Source organism: Rhodothermales bacterium (assembly GCA_041391505.1).
In the GTDB taxonomy this organism is placed as follows: Bacteria; Bacteroidota; Rhodothermia; order Rhodothermales; family JAHQVL01; genus JAWKNW01.
On sequence record JAWKNW010000009.1, the window covers coordinates 127,269 to 143,866 of the forward strand.

At 64.2% G+C, this 16,598-nt stretch carries 14 protein-coding genes; all 14 read left to right on the plus strand.

Translation table 11 applies throughout. The features are described from left to right. The first annotated feature begins 100 nt into the window (after positions 1-100). Entirely contained in the window at positions 101-1,924 is a 1,824-nt protein-coding gene (locus R2834_11010; GenBank protein ID MEZ4700850.1) for an ABC transporter ATP-binding protein, read from the plus strand. A 165-nt stretch (positions 1,925-2,089) separates the two neighbouring features. Then, complete coding sequence (locus R2834_11015) at positions 2,090-3,007, plus strand: sulfotransferase (protein MEZ4700851.1); 918 nt, start codon at positions 2,090-2,092, stop codon at positions 3,005-3,007. A gap of 6 nt (positions 3,008-3,013) precedes the next feature. Next, on the plus strand, positions 3,014-4,039 hold the full coding sequence (locus R2834_11020; GenBank protein MEZ4700852.1) for a sulfotransferase: 1,026 nt from the start codon (positions 3,014-3,016) through the stop codon (positions 4,037-4,039). 28 nt (positions 4,040-4,067) lie between these two features. Next, positions 4,068-5,084 (plus strand): sulfotransferase, encoded by a 1,017-nt coding sequence (locus tag R2834_11025; GenBank protein MEZ4700853.1) that lies wholly within the window; start codon positions 4,068-4,070, stop codon positions 5,082-5,084. Then, complete coding sequence (locus tag R2834_11030; GenBank protein ID MEZ4700854.1) at positions 5,077-6,411, plus strand: glycosyltransferase; 1,335 nt, start codon at positions 5,077-5,079, stop codon at positions 6,409-6,411. Before R2834_11025 ends, R2834_11030 begins: the two co-directional genes overlap by 8 nt. After that, positions 6,408-7,439, plus strand: coding sequence for a sulfotransferase (locus R2834_11035; GenBank protein MEZ4700855.1), 1,032 nt, complete (start codon positions 6,408-6,410; stop codon positions 7,437-7,439). The genes R2834_11030 and R2834_11035 overlap by 4 nt, the downstream gene beginning before the upstream one ends. Positions 7,440-7,628: 189 nt before the next feature. Continuing rightward, positions 7,629-8,714, plus strand: coding sequence for a glycosyltransferase family 4 protein (locus R2834_11040; GenBank protein ID MEZ4700856.1), 1,086 nt, complete (start codon positions 7,629-7,631; stop codon positions 8,712-8,714). A gap of 135 nt (positions 8,715-8,849) precedes the next feature. Then, the gene (locus R2834_11045) at positions 8,850-9,674 is read left to right on the plus strand and encodes a sulfotransferase domain-containing protein (GenBank protein ID MEZ4700857.1); all 825 of its coding nucleotides are present in this window, start codon (positions 8,850-8,852) and stop codon (positions 9,672-9,674) included. Positions 9,675-9,699: 25 nt separating this feature from the next. Beyond that, positions 9,700-10,851: a glycosyltransferase family 4 protein gene (locus tag R2834_11050; GenBank protein MEZ4700858.1), complete on the plus strand. Its 1,152-nt coding sequence runs from the start codon at positions 9,700-9,702 to the stop codon at positions 10,849-10,851. A gap of 1 nt (position 10,852) precedes the next feature. Further along, positions 10,853-11,800: a sulfotransferase gene (locus tag R2834_11055; GenBank protein MEZ4700859.1), complete on the plus strand. Its 948-nt coding sequence runs from the start codon at positions 10,853-10,855 to the stop codon at positions 11,798-11,800. Between the two features lie 153 nt (positions 11,801-11,953). Continuing rightward, the gene (locus R2834_11060) at positions 11,954-13,123 is read left to right on the plus strand and encodes a hypothetical protein (protein MEZ4700860.1); all 1,170 of its coding nucleotides are present in this window, start codon (positions 11,954-11,956) and stop codon (positions 13,121-13,123) included. Next, on the plus strand, positions 13,120-14,517 hold the full coding sequence (locus tag R2834_11065) for a hypothetical protein (GenBank protein MEZ4700861.1): 1,398 nt from the start codon (positions 13,120-13,122) through the stop codon (positions 14,515-14,517). Before R2834_11060 ends, R2834_11065 begins: the two co-directional genes overlap by 4 nt. A gap of 18 nt (positions 14,518-14,535) precedes the next feature. Then, positions 14,536-15,612 (plus strand): glycosyltransferase family 4 protein, encoded by a 1,077-nt coding sequence (locus R2834_11070; protein MEZ4700862.1) that lies wholly within the window; start codon positions 14,536-14,538, stop codon positions 15,610-15,612. Continuing rightward, positions 15,609-16,565 (plus strand): sulfotransferase, encoded by a 957-nt coding sequence (locus tag R2834_11075; GenBank protein ID MEZ4700863.1) that lies wholly within the window; start codon positions 15,609-15,611, stop codon positions 16,563-16,565. The genes R2834_11070 and R2834_11075 overlap by 4 nt, the downstream gene beginning before the upstream one ends. Positions 16,566-16,598: the final 33 nt, after the last annotated feature.

Consider the following 16,598-nt stretch of genomic DNA (forward strand, 5'->3'; position numbering starts at 1 on the left):
GTGACGGGCACGTTGTTTTCGAAGGAGGCGAACCCCACGCCGGCCTTGGGAACGATCCACGCACCGACCTGCAACCTGCCCATTTGCCAACCAGGGCTACATGATTTCTTTTATAAATAAGCGATTGAGCCGAGAGGTCCGCATCCTGCTGGGCATCTTTCGTGAACACTGGTACTTCGTCACGCTGACCTGCGCGTTCGCGCTGCTGGCGGCGGTGTTCGAAGGCGCCAGCATCGGCATGCTGATCCCGTTCCTGCGCAACATCGCAGATACGCAGGTCGAGACCTTCCATACCGGGTGGATGTGGTTCGACGAGCTGGTGCTGAAGGTGAACGGGACCCAGCTCGAGCGGCTCTACCGGATCTGCGCCATCATCCTGGCCGCCTCGTGGCTCCGCGCCGGCTTCAGCTTCCTCTCCGAGTACTACGCGACGGTCGCGCGCGTCCGCTACGTGGAAGGGATGCGGGCCCGGATCATCGACCAGCTGCTGGCGGTTTCGCTGCGGTATTTTTCGAAGACGCGGGCCGGCGAGATCATCAACAGTCTCACGACCGAGATCAGCCGCGTCATCCAGTCGCTCCAGGCCGTCAACGTGTTCATCATCCGCGGCGCCCTGATGCTGGTGTACGTGGCGTTGATGGTCTACGTCTCCTGGCAGCTGTCGCTCATCATCCTCGTCTGTTTCGGCACGCTGTCGATGGCGCTCGGCCGCTTCTTCAAGCGCATCAAGCGTGGCGGCGAGCGGGTGACGTCGGCCAGCGGCGTGTTTACGTCGTCGCTGACCGAACTGATCGGTGGGGTCCGGACGATCGCGGCGTACAATACGCAGGATTTCGAGCGCAGCCGCGTCAACAAGGCCATCAATCGGCTCGCCAAGGCGATGATCCGCAACGGCTACGAGCGGTTGAAGGTGACGCCGATTTCGCAGGGCGTGATCAGCAGCCTGCTCATCATCATCATCCTCGTCGCCACCCAGTATTACGTGCTGCCCGGCAAGCTCGACGTCGCGCTGCTGCTCGCGTTCGTGTTCGCGCTGGTGCGCATGATGCCGCTCATCACCGAGCTGAACAAAAACCGTGGCACCTGGGCCAGTCTCCATGGCTCGCTCATCAACGTGGCGGAACTGCTGCGGACGGACAACAAGCCGTACCTCGTGGAAGGCAAGGGGACCGTCGACAAGCTCAAGAAGGGCATCACGTTCGAGGACGTCTCCTTCAGCTACGACAGCGACGGCGAGGTGCTGCAGGACATCAATATCCGGATCGAGCGGGCGAAAACCACCGCGATCGTTGGGACCTCCGGCGCCGGCAAGTCGACCCTCGTCGATCTGATTCCCCGATTCTACGACCCGTCCAGGGGCCGGGTATTGTGGGATGACACCGACCTTCGGGACGTCAACTCCCGCACCCTGCGCGAGAAGATCGCCGTCGTGAGCCAGAGCACGTTCATCTTCAACGACACGATCCGCAACAACATCGCCTACGGGCTGGAGGGCGTGTCCGACGAGCGCGTCCTGGAGGTTGCCGAGCAGGCCAACGCCCTGGAATTCATCGCCGACATGCCGAACGGCCTGGACACGATCCTCGGCGACAGCGGCATGCGGTTGTCCGGCGGCCAGCGGCAGCGCATCGCCATTGCGCGCGCCATCCTGCGCGATCCCGACATCCTCATCCTGGACGAGGCCACGAGCGCGCTCGACAGCGTGTCCGAAAAGCTCGTCCAGCAATCCCTGGAACGCCTCATGAAAGGGCGGACCGTCATCGCGATCGCCCACCGGCTGTCCACCGTCGAAAATGCCGACTGGGTCGTGGTGCTCGAGAAGGGCCGGGTGCTCGAGCAGGGCACCTACAGCGACCTACTCGAGAAAAAAGGCAAGCTCTGGGAATTCCACGCGATCCAGTTTCAGCTGGCGATGGAAGCGTGATTGGATGGCAACAGGTAAAGGGCAAATTGAAACACGGTTTCGGGCCGAACGAGTCGACGAAGCGAAATCCGTAGATCGGGTTAGGTCCCCCCAGGGACCGTAACCCGATATATCTCTTGCCCAGACGTACGCGCACGAACGATTCGCACCGGTGTACAGGACATCATGAATTTATCGACAGCCATAGCATCGCAGGCCGACGAGGCGCTTTCGCGGATGCACCGCAAGCTGAAGCGGTATCTGGAGCGCGAGCGGATTGCGAAGAAGAAGGAGCTCAAGCTGACGCTGGGCAAGGCGTACGAGGCGCAGTGGGAGGGTTTTCCCTGCGTGTTCGCGCTGTCGACCGGGCGTACGGGCACGCAGACGATCGCTTCGATGCTCGCGCTGTCGCCGGCGGTGCTGGCGCAGCACGAGCCGGCGCCGCGCCTCGTCCGCGCCTCCTACGAGGCGTTTATGGACGAGCGCGAAGGCTGGATGGACCGCTGGCGGCCGTTTGCCCTCGCCGTCCGCGACGACTTCGTGCTCGAAGCCTGCGCCGAGGGGCGGATCTATGTCGAATCCAACAACCGGATCACCTACATGGCGCCGGCGTTCGCCGAGGCCTTCCCCGCGAGCCGGTTCATCTTTTCGCATCGCGACCCCTATCAGGTGATCCGTTCGGGCATGCAGCGCGGCGCCTACCAGGGCGGCAACATGGCGTGGAATTTCGCCCGCATCCATCCGCGGACCGACGATCCGGCCTTCGCGCAGTGGGAATCCTACACCAACCTCCAGCGCGAGGCCTGGCGCTGGGCCCGTATCAACGGCTACGCCAAGGTATTTTTCGACACGCTTCCTGAAGAACGTCGGCTCGAGCTGCCCGCGCGCGCATTCTTCAGTAACGATATGGATATCTACAGAAGCCTCTTTGCGTTCGTGGGCGCCCCGCTGCCGTCGGAAGACGCGCTCCGGGGCGTGATGGGCAAACAGCTCAACGCCCAGGCGCATTACAACGGGCTCGACTTCGAATGGACCGATGCGCTGCGCGAATCCGTGCGGCCGATCGTCCAGCCGGTAGCCGAGTCGCTGGGATACGAAGTCTGACGCAGCATGGTCGACGCGCCCTTCCATAGCGAATCCATCCAGGAGCCGGCATCCAATGCGCCGGTCGATTGGCGGCGTGAGCCCATCTTCATCGTGGGCATCATGCCCCGCAGCGGCACCAACTTTCTTCACCGCCTCCTCTGCCAGCATCCCGATTGCGGGGCGATCAATACGACGCCCGTGCGGGAAGATTACCTGCTGCACCACATCGAGGGCCTGAACCGATTCGTCGGCCGGCTGCGGTGGCAGTGGGGCCACTGGGGCGCGGACGAGGCGTTTGTGCATTCCCTGGCCGACCGGCTCGGCCTCGGCGCCGCGGCGTTCCTCAAGTCGCTCTCGCCGGCGAAGCGGATCGTCACCAAGACGCCCAGCGTCGCCAACCTGCGGCTGTACACGCGGTTTTTCCAGCATTCCCCGCTCCTGATCATCGTCCGCGACGGCCGCTCGGTCGTCGCCTCCGGCATGTCGGGTTTCGGCTGGCGCTTCGAGACGGCCACGCGGGCCTGGGCCTCGGCGGCGCGCGCCATCGCGCGCTTCAGGGAAGGGCGCGACGGCGGAGATTTCCGCTTCAAGGTGATCCAGTACGAGCGCCTGAGCGGCGAAACCGACGCCACGTTGCTCGACGTGATGGCGTTTCTCGAACTTGACGCGGAGCGGTACGACTTTGAGAAAGCCGGCCAGACGCCGATTTATGGGTCGTCGTTCGCCTCGAAAGAGGGGGATGGTGTGACCTGGAAGCCGAAGGAGAAGACGGCCGACTTCGAGCCGAGCGCCCGATGGAAGAGCTGGAGCCGTTTCCAGCATCGCCGCTTCAACTGGCTGGCGGGCAAGGAAATGAAAGCGCTCGGGTACGAGCTGGAGCCGGCGGGCGAATCGAATGCGCTGTGGCGCCTCGTGCACCGCGGGCTCGACGCCTGGTATCACCTGCAGCGCCTGCCGCGCCGGCTGTTCCGGAGCCTGCGCGAAGCGGCGAAGGCTTTTGTGCTGCATCTGAGCGGACGGGAAGCAGAAAAGATCGATCTTCGACGCTGACTCCGCGCGTTCGCACGACCCAATCAACATGACCACGCCTTTCTTTATCGTTGGCGCCAGCCGCTCCGGGACGACCATGCTCCGGCTCCTCCTCAATGCGCACTCGCGCATCGGGGTGCCGAAGGAACTGGCGTTTTTTACGCAGGCCATGCAGAAAGGCGCACTGCCGGCGTGGCGGCAGGGCCGGCTGAACGCGTCCGCCCACCGCGAATTTCTGCACGCCTTTCTCGCCAAGAAGCACCACATCTTCCAGCGTGTCGACCTCGAGGCGCTCGAAGCGGCCATCCTCCAGGCGCACCCGACCGATTTGCGGGGGTCGCTGGATGGCGTCATGGACGCCTGGGTGCGCGAACAGGGCAAGGAACGCTGGGGCGAGAAGACCCCGAAGAACCTCTTTTATGTGGATTATATCCACCGGATGTATCCCGAGGCGCGGTTCATCCATATCGTGCGCGACCCGCGGGCGGTGGTCTATTCGATGAACCGGTTCGCCCGTTTCCTGAACGACAGCGTGCTCAACGCTTTCAACTGGTACCTTTCGGTGAAGGACGGATACGGCCTGCTGAAAAAGGCGGTGCCGGAGTCGCTGGTGATGACGATCCGGTACGAGGATCTGGTCGCCGGCGTGGAGGATACGGCCCGGCGGCTCTGCGCGTTTATCGGCGAGCCGTTCGAGCCGGCGATGCTCGACTTTTATCGGGAATCCGAGGCCAACATCCATCCGTCCTCCGCCGAACTGGGTGGGGTGAATACCCTGACCAGGCCGATCTCGACGGCCAGCGTGGAGAAATGGCGCTCGGGTCTCGCGATGAGCGAGATCGCGCTCGTCGAAACGATCTGCGGGCCGCTGATGGAAGAGATGGGGTACGAGCTGACCGGGGAGCGCCTCAGCGGAGGGGCCAGCCTCTCGTTGCAAGCCAAGCTGGCGTACTGCCAGATCCAGCGGTGGCGGCACCGCCGCATGCGCGCCTACCAGATCGCTTCCATGCCGTTCGAGCGGTCGAAGGGACGCGTGCGAAAATGGGTGGGCGAAGACGATGAATAGGCACCTGCTCTGCATCTCCTATCGTTTTCCGCCAGAAACGTACCCGCTGACCTCCCGCGTCAAGAACATGCTCGAGCATCTGGAGGCGAGCTGGGACATCACGGCCATCACCGCGGCAAAGCATCCGACCCTGGGTAAAAACGTCACGATCCGGCGCGTGCCGCCGCGTACGCCGGAGGGGCTCTTCCGTTTTCTGAAACGGATCAAGATGGGCAAGTTGATCGACCTGTTCGTCTGGCCCGACGCGTTTATCTTCTGGATCCTGCCGGCGCTGTTCGAAGCGCGCCGCCAGATCCGCGCGCGCCGTCCGGATCTCATCCTGGTCTTTATGATGCCGTATTCGACGGGCCTCCTCGGGCTGCTGCTGAAGCGCCTGACCGGCATCCCGCTCGTGTTCAACCTGAACGACAGCATCACCTGCACGGACATGAACCCGAGCCACCCCACCCGGCTGCATTACCGGATGGCGCACTGGCTCGAGGACCGGTACGTCCGCCGCGCCGACGCGCTCATCTACGTGTCGAAGCGCAACATCGACCGCATCGCCGCGCGCCAGCCCGAAAAATACCGCGGCAAACTGCATCTGATCCGTCGCGGCGCGCGCCCGCACGACCATGCCGAGATGGCGCCGCCGGCGGACGGGATCTTCCGGATCGTGTACACCGGCGGGATGAGCGGGTGGTATCATTTTCTGGACGAACGCGGCACGCCGTCGTTCGGTAAACGGCTGTTCCATGCCTGGAACCGTCTGGGCCGGCATCGCCTCGTCACGCTCGACCACCGGAGCCACAGCCCGGTCTATATCGGCCAGGCGATCAAGGCGGTCGTCGAAAAACACCCCGAATGGGCCGGCCGCATCGAGATGAGCGTCTACGGCAACCAGTACCCGCAGGAGCTGGTCGACCGGGTGCTGAAGATGCACGGCATCGAAGGATTTGTGCGTGTTTATCCGCCAGTGCCGCACGCCGAAGTGAAGGACAAGGTGCGGCAGGCCGATCTGCTTTTCATGGCGCTCCCCGAACGCACGGACGGTTCGCCGGGCGGACGCATCTCCGCGAAGACCTACGAATACCTCATGACGGACCGCCCGATCCTCGCGGCGGTGCCGGCGGGGGAGAACCAGGAGTTTCTGGTGGACAAACCCGGCGTACATATGGTGAGCCCGAGGGATAGCGCGGCGATGGCCGACGCGATCGAGCGGCTCGCGGCCGCGTCCTTCGAGGGGCGCGATCTGCGCGTCGATCGCTCCTGCGTGCAGGCCACGATGACCAACCGGTCGCGCGCCGAAGCGTTTGCCGGCGTCCTTGACGAGGTGGTTGGCGCATGAAATCCCCGATCTTCATCGTCGGCGCCAACCGCTCGGGCACGACGCTCCTGCGCCTCATCCTGAACGCGCATCCGCATCTGGCCATCCCCGAGGAAGTGGTGTACTTTGGCTCCTCGCTCGCCGGCGTGCCGATCGGCCGCTGGCGCAAACCGGGGCTGACGAAAGAGGCGTATACGTCGTTCGTGATGCAGTTCCTGGACAACAACTGCGAGCCGCTGGGCGACATCGACCGCGAGGCGTTGCTGCACACGATCCTCGAGGACGGGCCGGCCGATTTCCGGCGGCCGTATCAGTGCGTGCTCGAGGCCTGGGCCGGCCGGCAGGGCAAGGTGCGCTGGGGCGAAAAGACCCCGGGCAACCTGTTTTATGCCGACATCATCTACGAGATGTTTCCCGACGCGCGGTTCATCCACCTCGTCCGCGATCCCCGCGCCGGCGTGTCCTCGATGCTCGGAACGAGCTTCTTCCCGAACGACGTCGTGTTCAACGCGCTCGGGCGCGCCAAATTCATGACGGAGGGCCGGGCGATCCTGGAAAAATACGTGCCGGCCGAACAGCGTTTTCTGCTGCGCTACGAGGACATCGTCGAGGCGCCCCAGGAGACCGTCCACGCCCTGTGCGCCTTTCTGGGGGAAGACTTCGAGCCGGCGATGATGGACTTTCATGAGGACGCCAGCCGCTTCATGAAGAAGGAAGCCGCCACCGATTTTAACGCCGCCGCCACCCGGCCGATATCCGCCGAGATGCGGGACAAATGGCGGAAGAAGCTCGATCCCGCCGATATCGCCAAGATCCAGGCCGTCTGCCGCCGGCCGATGGCCGAATTCGGCTACGAACTCGAGGACATCCCGCTCTCGCTGACAGACCGGCTCGAGGTCTGGACCAAACAACTGTACTGGCGCTACCAGACCTACCGCCACCGCCACATCCGCCACTATACCGTGAAGTCGATGATGTTCGCCCGGGTCCGCGGCCGGATGCGCAAGAAGCTCGGCGGGCTGCAGAAGCGGGTCGGGATGATCAGGTAAACGCGGGGCGCGTTTACCGTTCCAGGTTTTAGGTTTAAGGTTTAAGGGTGGTATCTGGGCCGGGCATCATGGCGATACAGGCGCCAACCTTAAACATTGAACCTGGAACCTTAAACCCGGCCCCGTCCGCCTTTTCAGCGCTCTGCCGGGGGTGCAATGAATGAGAATAGGTTGAAGCGATCAAAAACTATGCGCGTAATTGCCTGCAGGACGCCGTTTGGAAAGGGAGGGTTGGGCCAGCATTTCGCTTTTCTCGTCGAGGAATCGAGGGCGAGTGGGGAGCTGGCCGGCTACTATGCGCATACGATCAAGCCCGGCGACGAACGGATCGGCCATCTCGTCGATTTCGTCAAACTCACGGCGCTGAAACGGTATTCGCCGTTGCGGTTTATGCCGACCTGGATGGGCTATGTAGGGGAGGAGGTGTTCGACAAGCGGGTGGCCCGCCAGCTGGACGTGCGCGCCGACGCGTTTATGGGTTTTGTCGGCAAGTCGCTCCATACGTTCGGGAAGGCGCGCGCACTCGGGTACACGCAGCTCGAACTGATCGCGGCCAACAGCCACGTGCGCAACGTGCAGCGCCGGCATGCCGAAGCGGCGCGTCAGCTGGGGATTCGCGATACGTGGCTCAACGATGCGCTCGCCCGCAAGACCCTGCGCGAGTACGACGCCGCCGACGTCATCTACACCCACTCCGAGTATACCCGCGCGTCGCTTATCGAGGGCGGCGTGCCGGAGCGGAAACTTAAAAGAACCTTCCTCACGGCCGATCCCCGTTTTGTACCCCCGGTCGAACGTACCCCCGATGGTCGCTTCCGGATCGTCTATATCGGCCGCATCGACGCGACCAAAGGCGTTCCGCTATTGATCGAAGCCTTTACCCGACTCCAGCATCCCGATGCCGAGCTGACGCTCGTCGGCGGATGGGCGACGTCGGTCATGAAACGCAAGGTGCAGGAATGGATCGCCCGCGATCCCCGCATCCGGCTCGCGCCTGGCGATCCGGTGCCGGTCCTGCACCGTGCCGACATCTACGTGCACCCCACCTACGAAGACGGCTTCGCGTACGCTCCTGTCGAGGCGCTCGCGTGCGGCGTCCCGGTCATCGTCACCGAGGACACCGGCATGAAAGAGCGCGTGCGAGAGGGCGAAAACGGGTTTGTCGTTCCCACAGGCAGCTGGGAAGCCATCCTGGAACGCCTGGAATACGTTGTGAAGCACCCCTTGACGTTCGACGCGGGCGCCTGCGCCCCGACACCAGCAATGGGTGAATAACCTATGGACACGTTGGCATTGCCTTACGAGCCCCCGACCACAACGCCCCTTACCCCCGCCGACGCATCGGATTTTCCGTTGCGCGCCTTTTTCGGACACCACAAGTGCGCTACGGGCTGGATCGACAACATCCTCATGGAGATCTGTTTTCACATGGGGATCCGGTTCGTCATGGCCCATACGCGGGCGCATTTCGAACCTTTCGGATCGCTCGACGGGCTGGTGAAGGCCCGCAAGGTGGACTTTCTGGCCTACACCAACGCGGACAGCCGGCACCTCGACGCCTGCACCTTTTACAAGGGCTTTCACGTCGTCCGCGACCCGCGGGACGTGCTCGTTTCCGCGTATTTCTCGCATATGCACAGCCATAGCACCCGGGGCTGGGAAGCGCTGGCCGCGCACCGCGAGCGGCTGCGGAGCGTACCCAGGGAAGAGGGGCTCTTTCTCGAACTCGAATTCAGCAAGACGAGCTTCGAGGAGTTCGACCGCTGGAATTACCGCCAGCCCAATGTGCTCGAGATGAAGATGGAGGAGCTTTCCGCCGCGCCGCTCGAAGGGTTTTTGCGTATTCTGCGTTTTCTGGAGATCCTGGACGAGGAGCGGCACGGTCCGCTCGGCGAGCTGAGCGCGCGGCTCAATACGCGGATGAACCGGCTCAACCACAAGGGGCGTCGTTTCATGCCGGGGCAGATCCCGCTCTTTCCCGTCCCGCGTATCCGCCGGGCCACGATTCCGGCCGAGTTGCTGCGCCGGATCCTGGACAAAAAATCGTTTCAGCGCATGTCCGGCGGCCGCAAGAAGGGGGAGGAGGATGTGAAGAATCACTTCCGGAAGGGCGTTCACGGCGACTGGCGCAACCACTTCACGCCGGCCCTGCTCGACGCGTTCAAGGCGCGTTATGCGGACCTGGTCGTCAAGCTCGGTTACGAGCGGGACGCCGACTGGGGCCTGCAGCCGTGATGCGGATCCAGCAAAACGAGCACGCATGAGACGAATCGGTCACTACGCGCCCAACCTCTGGGCCAGCGGCGGCATTGCCACTTACGTGCGGCGCCTGGGCGATGCCCAGGTGGCGTCGGGTCACGATGTGGTGTATTTCTCCGCATCGCCGGCGCATCGTGGTGAAGAGAAAACGGTGATCGTCGACAGCGAGGCGGCGTTGTACGCACAGGCCGAGGCCCTCGGGCTGGACGTCCTGCACCTCCACAAGCCCGTCGCCGATCCCGACGCCGCGCCGGTGCCGCTCGTGCGCACCATGCACGGCAACCAGGGCTCGTGCCCGACCGGGTCGCGTTATCTGGTGCGGTCGGGGGCGCCCTGCACCCGCATGTATTCGCCGGCCGGCTGTTTTGTCAGCCATCTGACCGAGCGGTGCGGCAGCCTGCGGCCGGACAAGCTGAAACGGCATTTTGGCGGCATCAAGCGCGAGCTGTATGCCGGCACGCGCATGCACACCTTCACGGTGAGCGGCTACCTGCGGGACCGGATGGTGGCGACCGGGTTCGATCCGACGCGTCTGCACGTGCTGCTTTCGCCGGCGCCCGACGTCGACGCGCCCTATGTGCCCACGCCGGCCGACGGCGTGGCCCGTTTCCTGTTTCTGGGCCGGCTGGTAGACCAGAAAGGCGCCGAGTGGCTGCTGCGCGCGTTCGCCCGGGTGCGGGGGCCGGCGCATCTGGACATCGGCGGCGACGGCCCGTTGCAGGGACGCCTTGAAGCCTTTTGCCGGGCCAACGGCCTGAGCGATCGGGTGACCTTCCACGGCTGGGTGAAGGGCGGCGACGTGCCGGCGCTCATCCAGCGGTCGCGGGCGGTCGTGTTTCCGTCCGTCTGGCAGGAGCCGGCGGGTCTGGTGACGCTCGAAAGCGCCGCCTATGGGCGGGCGGTGATCGCCAGCGAAGTAGGCGGCATTCCCGAGTACGCGCGCGATGACTTCGCGCTCCGCGTGCCGCCCAACGACGTCGATCGCCTCGCGGCCGCCATCGAGCGGCTGATCGAGCGCCACGACGAGGCCGAGACCCGAGGCCGCGCCGGCTACGCGCTGGCGCGCGCGCAATTTTCCATGAGAACGTTTATCGACCGGCTCGACGCGCTGTATGACATGGCGCTACAGGCCGGCGAATTACGCACCGTCTAGTATGGACCAGGCAACGACCCTTTTTCCCTCGCAATTTGTCGGCCAGGACCCGGCCCTGAGCGTGTCTCCGATCGAGACGAGCATCGTGCTCGGCGCGCCGCGTTCGGGGACGACCTACCTCATGCGGCTGCTGAACACGCTGCCGGATGCCGAGGTGCTGATCGGCACGCTGGTATCGACCTCGATCCCGCAGCTGGTCCGGCATCCCGAGATGACGCCGGCCGTGTACGATGCGCTCGCCGTCGCCTTCGAGCGGCTCGTCGATGCCTACCTGCACTCCGGTCGCGTCCATTCCCGGGCGGCGGCGTTGCAGAAATGGGCGAACACGTCCACCGGCCTGGGCGGCCTCGTGCGGGCGCTCAAGGGCGTGCGTACCGTCCGGAAAATGATCTACAAAGAGCCCTTCCTGAGCTTCACCCCCGAATTCGTCGACCGGGCGTTTCCCGCCGCGAAGGTCATCCACATCTATCGCGATGGGCGGGATGTGGCGCAGTCGCTGGTGAAGACGTACAAGGTGCTGACCGACGAGAGCCTGCAGAGTCTGCAAGCCTCCGAAATGCGCTTCGGCCGGCCCTTCGATCACCGTTTCGTGCCCTGGTGGGTGGAAGAGGGGCGGGATGAGGAATTCATCGCGAGCAGCCCGTATGTCCGCGCCATCTGGCTCTGGAAATACATGGTGCGCGAGTGCCACGCGTTTTACGAACAGCCGGCGCTCAAGGAGAGCGGACGCATCATGCTGCTCCGCTACGAGGACCTCATGCGCGACCCGCAGGGTTACGGACGCGCGATCCTCGAACACCTCGGCGAGCCGGCCAACAAGAGCTACATGAAGATGCTGGCCCAGGCGCACCCGCGCTCGATCGGCAACTTCAAACGCGTCAACGCGGAAGACCTCCGCGACGCCGAGCGCGTCGCCGGCGACGAACTGGCGCTCTACGGATACGTTTAGCATGCAAATCGCACAGTGCAAATCGCAAATCGGGGACATGGCGCACCGACACGGCGCCTACGCTTCCCTGGGAACGACGGATCGGGCACAATCTCCGATCGAGTCGTCCATTCCCTGTTTGCCTTTTAGGATTTACACGGTGCGATTCCAATCATGAACCTCCACCTCCTATATCCGATATTGCCTCCCGTGGTGGATGGGATAGGTGACTATACCTGTTGCCTGGCGATGACGCTGGCTCCGGGGCATCGGGTGACGATCTGGTCGAATCAGGATGCGTATTCGCCGATCGAGGGGGTGACGATCCGTTCGGCCTACGAGATCGATAGTCCGCGGCACATGCGTCCGCTCGTCGGCGCCGTGCTGAGCGAGCCGCCGGACTGGCTGGTGGTGCAGTACAACCCGTTCAGCTACGGCAAGTGGGGGTTTAATCCCGCGCTGCCGGCGGCGATCCGCCGGATCCGTAAGGGGGCGCCGGGTGTCCGCGTGGCGCTGATGGTGCACGAGCCCTTCGTGCCGATCACCGACTGGCGTTCGCTGGTGATGGGGTCGTGGCACCGCTGGCAGCTTCGGGCGCTGATGGCGCTGTCGGATGTCGTGTTTTTTTCGATCGCGCCGTGGGCCGAGACGTTCAAGCGGAAGCTTCCGCGCAAACGCGTCGAACATCTGCCGGTGGGCTCCAACATCCCCAACGAGCGGACGTCGCGCGCGGCCGCGCGGCAGGCGCTCGGCATCGGGAAGGACGAACTGGTCGCCGGCGTCTTCGGGAGCGCACATCCGTCGCGCATGCTCGGGTTTGTTCGGCGCGCCCTGGAAGCGATGGCGGCGGAGGGACACAGGGTCCGGCTGCTTAGCATCGGCACCGCCGGCGAACGCCTGCGGAAGGAGGTGGGCGGCTCGATCCGGATCACGGATACCGGGGTGCTGCCGGCGGCGTCCGTTTCGGCGCATTTCTCCGCGATGGATATCTACCTGAGCCCGTTCCGCAAGGGCGTGTCTACCCGGCGCGGCTCGTTTATTGTCGGGCTGCAGCACGGCATCGCCACCGTCGGCACGACCGGCGAGCACACGGATGCCATGTTGCGCGAGGCATCCGGGCGCGCGTTCATGCTGTCGCCGGACGACGACGCGGCGGCGTTTGCGCGCAACGCGGCCGCCCTTGCCGGCGATGCCGCTTTCCGCAAGCACGTCGCGGTGGATGGACAGGCTTTTTTTGAACGCCACCTCTCGTGGGAGCGTATCGCCACCCGTATGCTCGAAGTGATGAACGACGCGGACTTGCGCCTCGAATCCCCCCGAATCCTAACGGAAACCGCCCTGTGAGCATTCGCATCATCCGCCATATCGAGGTACCGGAGGCCGCCTACCAGACGCGCGCGAGCACGCTGGGCATGGGGCTTTTGCTGTTGTATCTGGCCATCTTCGGCTTTTTGCTCTGGGGCCGGCATGCCGATCTGCTCAACTATTATTACCCGATCGCCTCGCTCATCATCGGGTTCTGGTTTTACTGGGAGATGCCGACGTTTTACCTCGGTTTTGTCTGGTGGACCTGGTTTCTGACGCCCTTCGTCCGACGCATCATCGACTACCAGCTCGGGTATTATTCCCTCGATCCGCTGTCGATGTTGACGCCGTTTATCGTGGTGCTCCTCACGGTGTTTACGTTTTTCAGGTACGGCAAACGCCTGATGAACAAGGTCTACAAGCCCTTCCTGTTCGTGCTCGTCAGCATCATGTACGGGTTGGTGATCGGTCTGGCGCAGGGCGTCCAGCCGGTCAGCGCGGCGCTTCAGTTGCTCGAGTGGCTGTCGCCGGTTCTGCTCGGTTTTCACGTGGCCATCATGTGGCACGAGTATCCCGCGCTGCAGCGTTCGATCCAGTCGACCTTTACGTGGGGCGTGTTCCTCATGGGGCTCTACGGCATCTATCAGTTCTTTTTCGCGCCGGGATGGGACACGCTGTGGATGGAAGGCTCGCGCATGACGTCGATCGGTCACCCCGAGCCGATGGAGATCCGCGTCTTCGGGACGCTCAACGCGCCGGGGCCGTACGCGATGGTGATGATGGCCGGCCTCATCCTGCTCTTCAACGGGAAAGGGTTGTTCTCACGCCTGGCGATGGGGCCGGGATACGGCGGCTACCTCCTCGCCATGGTGCGCGGGTCGTGGGCCGGCTGGATTCTCGCCGTCATGTACCTCGTATGGCGGCTCCAGGGCATCCTGAAGGTGCGCCTCATGTACATCCTCGGGATCGGCATCGTCCTGATGCTGCCCCTCATGATGTTCGGCCCGGTGTCCGACAAGCTCAACGAACGCGTCGATACCGTGACCTCGCTCGAAGACGACGGCAGCTTCAAGGCGCGCAGCGACCTGTACGCCCAGTCGTCGGACCTCATCCTCGGCAACCCGATCGGCAACGGGCTCGGCAAGTTCACGTTCGACAGCGGCATCATCACGATCTTCTACGTGCTCGGCTGGCCGGGCACCGGGCTCTATGTCCTCGGATTCCTGCTGCTGCTCTTCCCCGCGATGCGCTGCACCGCGGCGAATACGGACCAGTTTACGGTGATGATCACCTCGATCGTCGTCTCCTTTTTTATCCTCATGGGCGCCTCCAACCAGGTGACCGGCGCCAAGGGATGCATCGTATGGGCCTTCCTGGGGATGACGGTGGCGTCGAGGCTCTATCATGGGAGCCGCGCCGCGCAGGCGGGGTGAGGCGCTCCAGGGACGACCGTGAAGATCGCGCTTTTTCATACTACCCTGCCTGAACCCGGCCGCAAGCCGGGCGGCGTCGAAGTGGCCGTCAGCCGGCTCGCCGACGAGCTGGCCCGCCACCCCGGCGACGAGGTGACCGTCTTCAGCCTGTCCCCGAAACCCGAGGGCGTCCGCTACCGGCATGTGCGCCTGTTCGAGGGCATGCCGGCCGTGCGCGAAAATCAGCTGCTGCGGTTGTTCGGGCTTCCGGTGCTGCTCAACGGGGCGGGATTCAAGGGGTTCGACGTCGTGCACCTGCACGGCGACGACTGGTTTCTTTTTGCGCGGGGCGGCGCCTCGGTGCGGACGCTTCATGGCTCGGCGCTGTTCGAGGCCCGGTCCGCCACGTCGCTGAAACGCCGGCTGGCGCAGTACGCGGTGTATCCGCTCGAACACCTGGCGGCGCGTCTGGCGACGGTGTCGCTGGCGGTCGGCCCGAAAACGGCCGAGGTGTACCGGCTCAGCCGGCTGGCCAACAACGGCGTCAACCTGTCGCTCTTCCATCCCGGGGAGAAGGCGGCCGCGCCGACCATCCTGTATATCGGCACCTGGGAAGGCCGCAAGCGCGGGCGCTTCCTGTTCGAGACGTTTGTCGAACGCGTGCTGCCGGCCCGGCCGGATGCCGAACTGATCATGGTGGCGGACCACGCCCCCGAACACCCGCGGGTGCGCAACGTGCGTTTTCCCGACGACCAGACCCTCGCCGCGCTCTACCGGTCGGCGTGGGTCTTCGCCTACCCGAGCGTCTATGAAGGCTTCGGCATCCCGTACATCGAGGCCATGGCCAGCGGCACCCCGGTGGTCTGCTCGGCAAACGACGGCGCCGGGTATGTGCTGGACGCCGGCCGCTACGGGACCATCGCGCCGGACGCCGCATTCGGCGACGCGGTCGTCACCCTGCTCGACGACGCCGGCCGGCGCGACGCGATGATCCGCGACGGACTCGCGCGCGCGGCGGAATTTTCCTGGGAGGCCGTCGCTCGCCAGCACCGCGCGGTGTATGAAGAAGCTATCCGCCTGCGACGCAACGGGCACGCTACGAACGGAGCCGTATGAACCCTCAGTCCAAGATCAACCTCATATACATCGCCAGCATCGGGCGCAGCGGCTCGACGCTGCTCGAATCGATGCTCGGAGCGCACACCCAGATCCAGACGATGGGCGAGCTGCACATCTGGCCGCACGAGATCGAACAGGGCGGCGTGCGTCCCTGCAGCTGCGGGCAGTTCGTCGAACAATGCGTGTTCTGGTCGGCCATGCGCCGGCGCGTCGATCCCCTGGCTCAGCCCGAGCCCCGGCTCCACTTCTTCCGCGAGAAGCACAACGCCGGCCGGACGCTCCGCATCCCGAAACTGGGCGCCTTCAAACGGGGCTTTACCCCCACGGGCGAGATGAAGCGCGCCATCGACACGTACGGACGCAACAACGCCGAAATCCTGTCGGCCTTCATGGACCTCATGCAGGAGCAGCTGGGCGAGACGCCGGCGTGGATCGTCGACGCCTCGAAAGATCCCTATCGCCTCGCGTGGCTCCACCACTCGGGGCTGTTCAACCTCAAGGTGATCCACCTCGTGAAGGACCCGCGCGCGTTCATCTATTCGGTGACCAAGCACCTGTCCGATGCCGGCGAAGGCTTCAACCTGCATAAGCGGCTGTATTACACGGCGCGGCAATCGACCGCCTGGATTACCCAGAATGCGCTGTTTTCGCGGCTCGCCTCGAGCTTTTTCGACGCCAGCACCTACCAGCTGATCAAATACGAGACGCTGGCCACCGATCCCGAAGGCACGTTCCAGGCCGTGTGCGACTTCCTCGGCACCCCGTACGAGGCCGAAGCCGTCAAAAACTTCAGGGAAGGCAGTATCCATACCATCGCCGGCAACCCGATGCGGTACGAGAACCGCGGGATCTCGCTCGATGAAAAATGGAAGACCCGCCTGCCAGCCTCAAGCCGCACCCTCGCGTCCATCCTCACCGCCCCAACAAAGGCGCGCTATGGATACCTTTGACCTTTATTCCTAGCTAATCCGTAAATCGCCAAT

What these genes read in the sequence shown, in the direction of transcription:
- R2834_11010 (MEZ4700850.1), top strand. Translation starts at nt 101, where the DNA reads ATGATTTCTTTTATAAATAAGCGATTGAGCCGAGAGGTCCGCATCCTG.
- R2834_11015 (MEZ4700851.1), top strand. Translation starts at nt 2,090, where the DNA reads ATGAATTTATCGACAGCCATAGCATCGCAGGCCGACGAGGCGCTTTCG.
- R2834_11020 (MEZ4700852.1), top strand. Translation starts at nt 3,014, where the DNA reads ATGGTCGACGCGCCCTTCCATAGCGAATCCATCCAGGAGCCGGCATCC.
- R2834_11025 (MEZ4700853.1), top strand. Translation starts at nt 4,068, where the DNA reads ATGACCACGCCTTTCTTTATCGTTGGCGCCAGCCGCTCCGGGACGACC.
- R2834_11030 (MEZ4700854.1), top strand. Translation starts at nt 5,077, where the DNA reads ATGAATAGGCACCTGCTCTGCATCTCCTATCGTTTTCCGCCAGAAACG.
- R2834_11035 (MEZ4700855.1), top strand. Translation starts at nt 6,408, where the DNA reads ATGAAATCCCCGATCTTCATCGTCGGCGCCAACCGCTCGGGCACGACG.
- R2834_11040 (MEZ4700856.1), top strand. Translation starts at nt 7,629, where the DNA reads ATGCGCGTAATTGCCTGCAGGACGCCGTTTGGAAAGGGAGGGTTGGGC.
- R2834_11045 (MEZ4700857.1), top strand. Translation starts at nt 8,850, where the DNA reads ATGGAGATCTGTTTTCACATGGGGATCCGGTTCGTCATGGCCCATACG.
- R2834_11050 (MEZ4700858.1), top strand. Translation starts at nt 9,700, where the DNA reads ATGAGACGAATCGGTCACTACGCGCCCAACCTCTGGGCCAGCGGCGGC.
- R2834_11055 (MEZ4700859.1), top strand. Translation starts at nt 10,853, where the DNA reads ATGGACCAGGCAACGACCCTTTTTCCCTCGCAATTTGTCGGCCAGGAC.
- R2834_11060 (MEZ4700860.1), top strand. Translation starts at nt 11,954, where the DNA reads ATGAACCTCCACCTCCTATATCCGATATTGCCTCCCGTGGTGGATGGG.
- R2834_11075 (MEZ4700863.1), top strand. Translation starts at nt 15,609, where the DNA reads ATGAACCCTCAGTCCAAGATCAACCTCATATACATCGCCAGCATCGGG.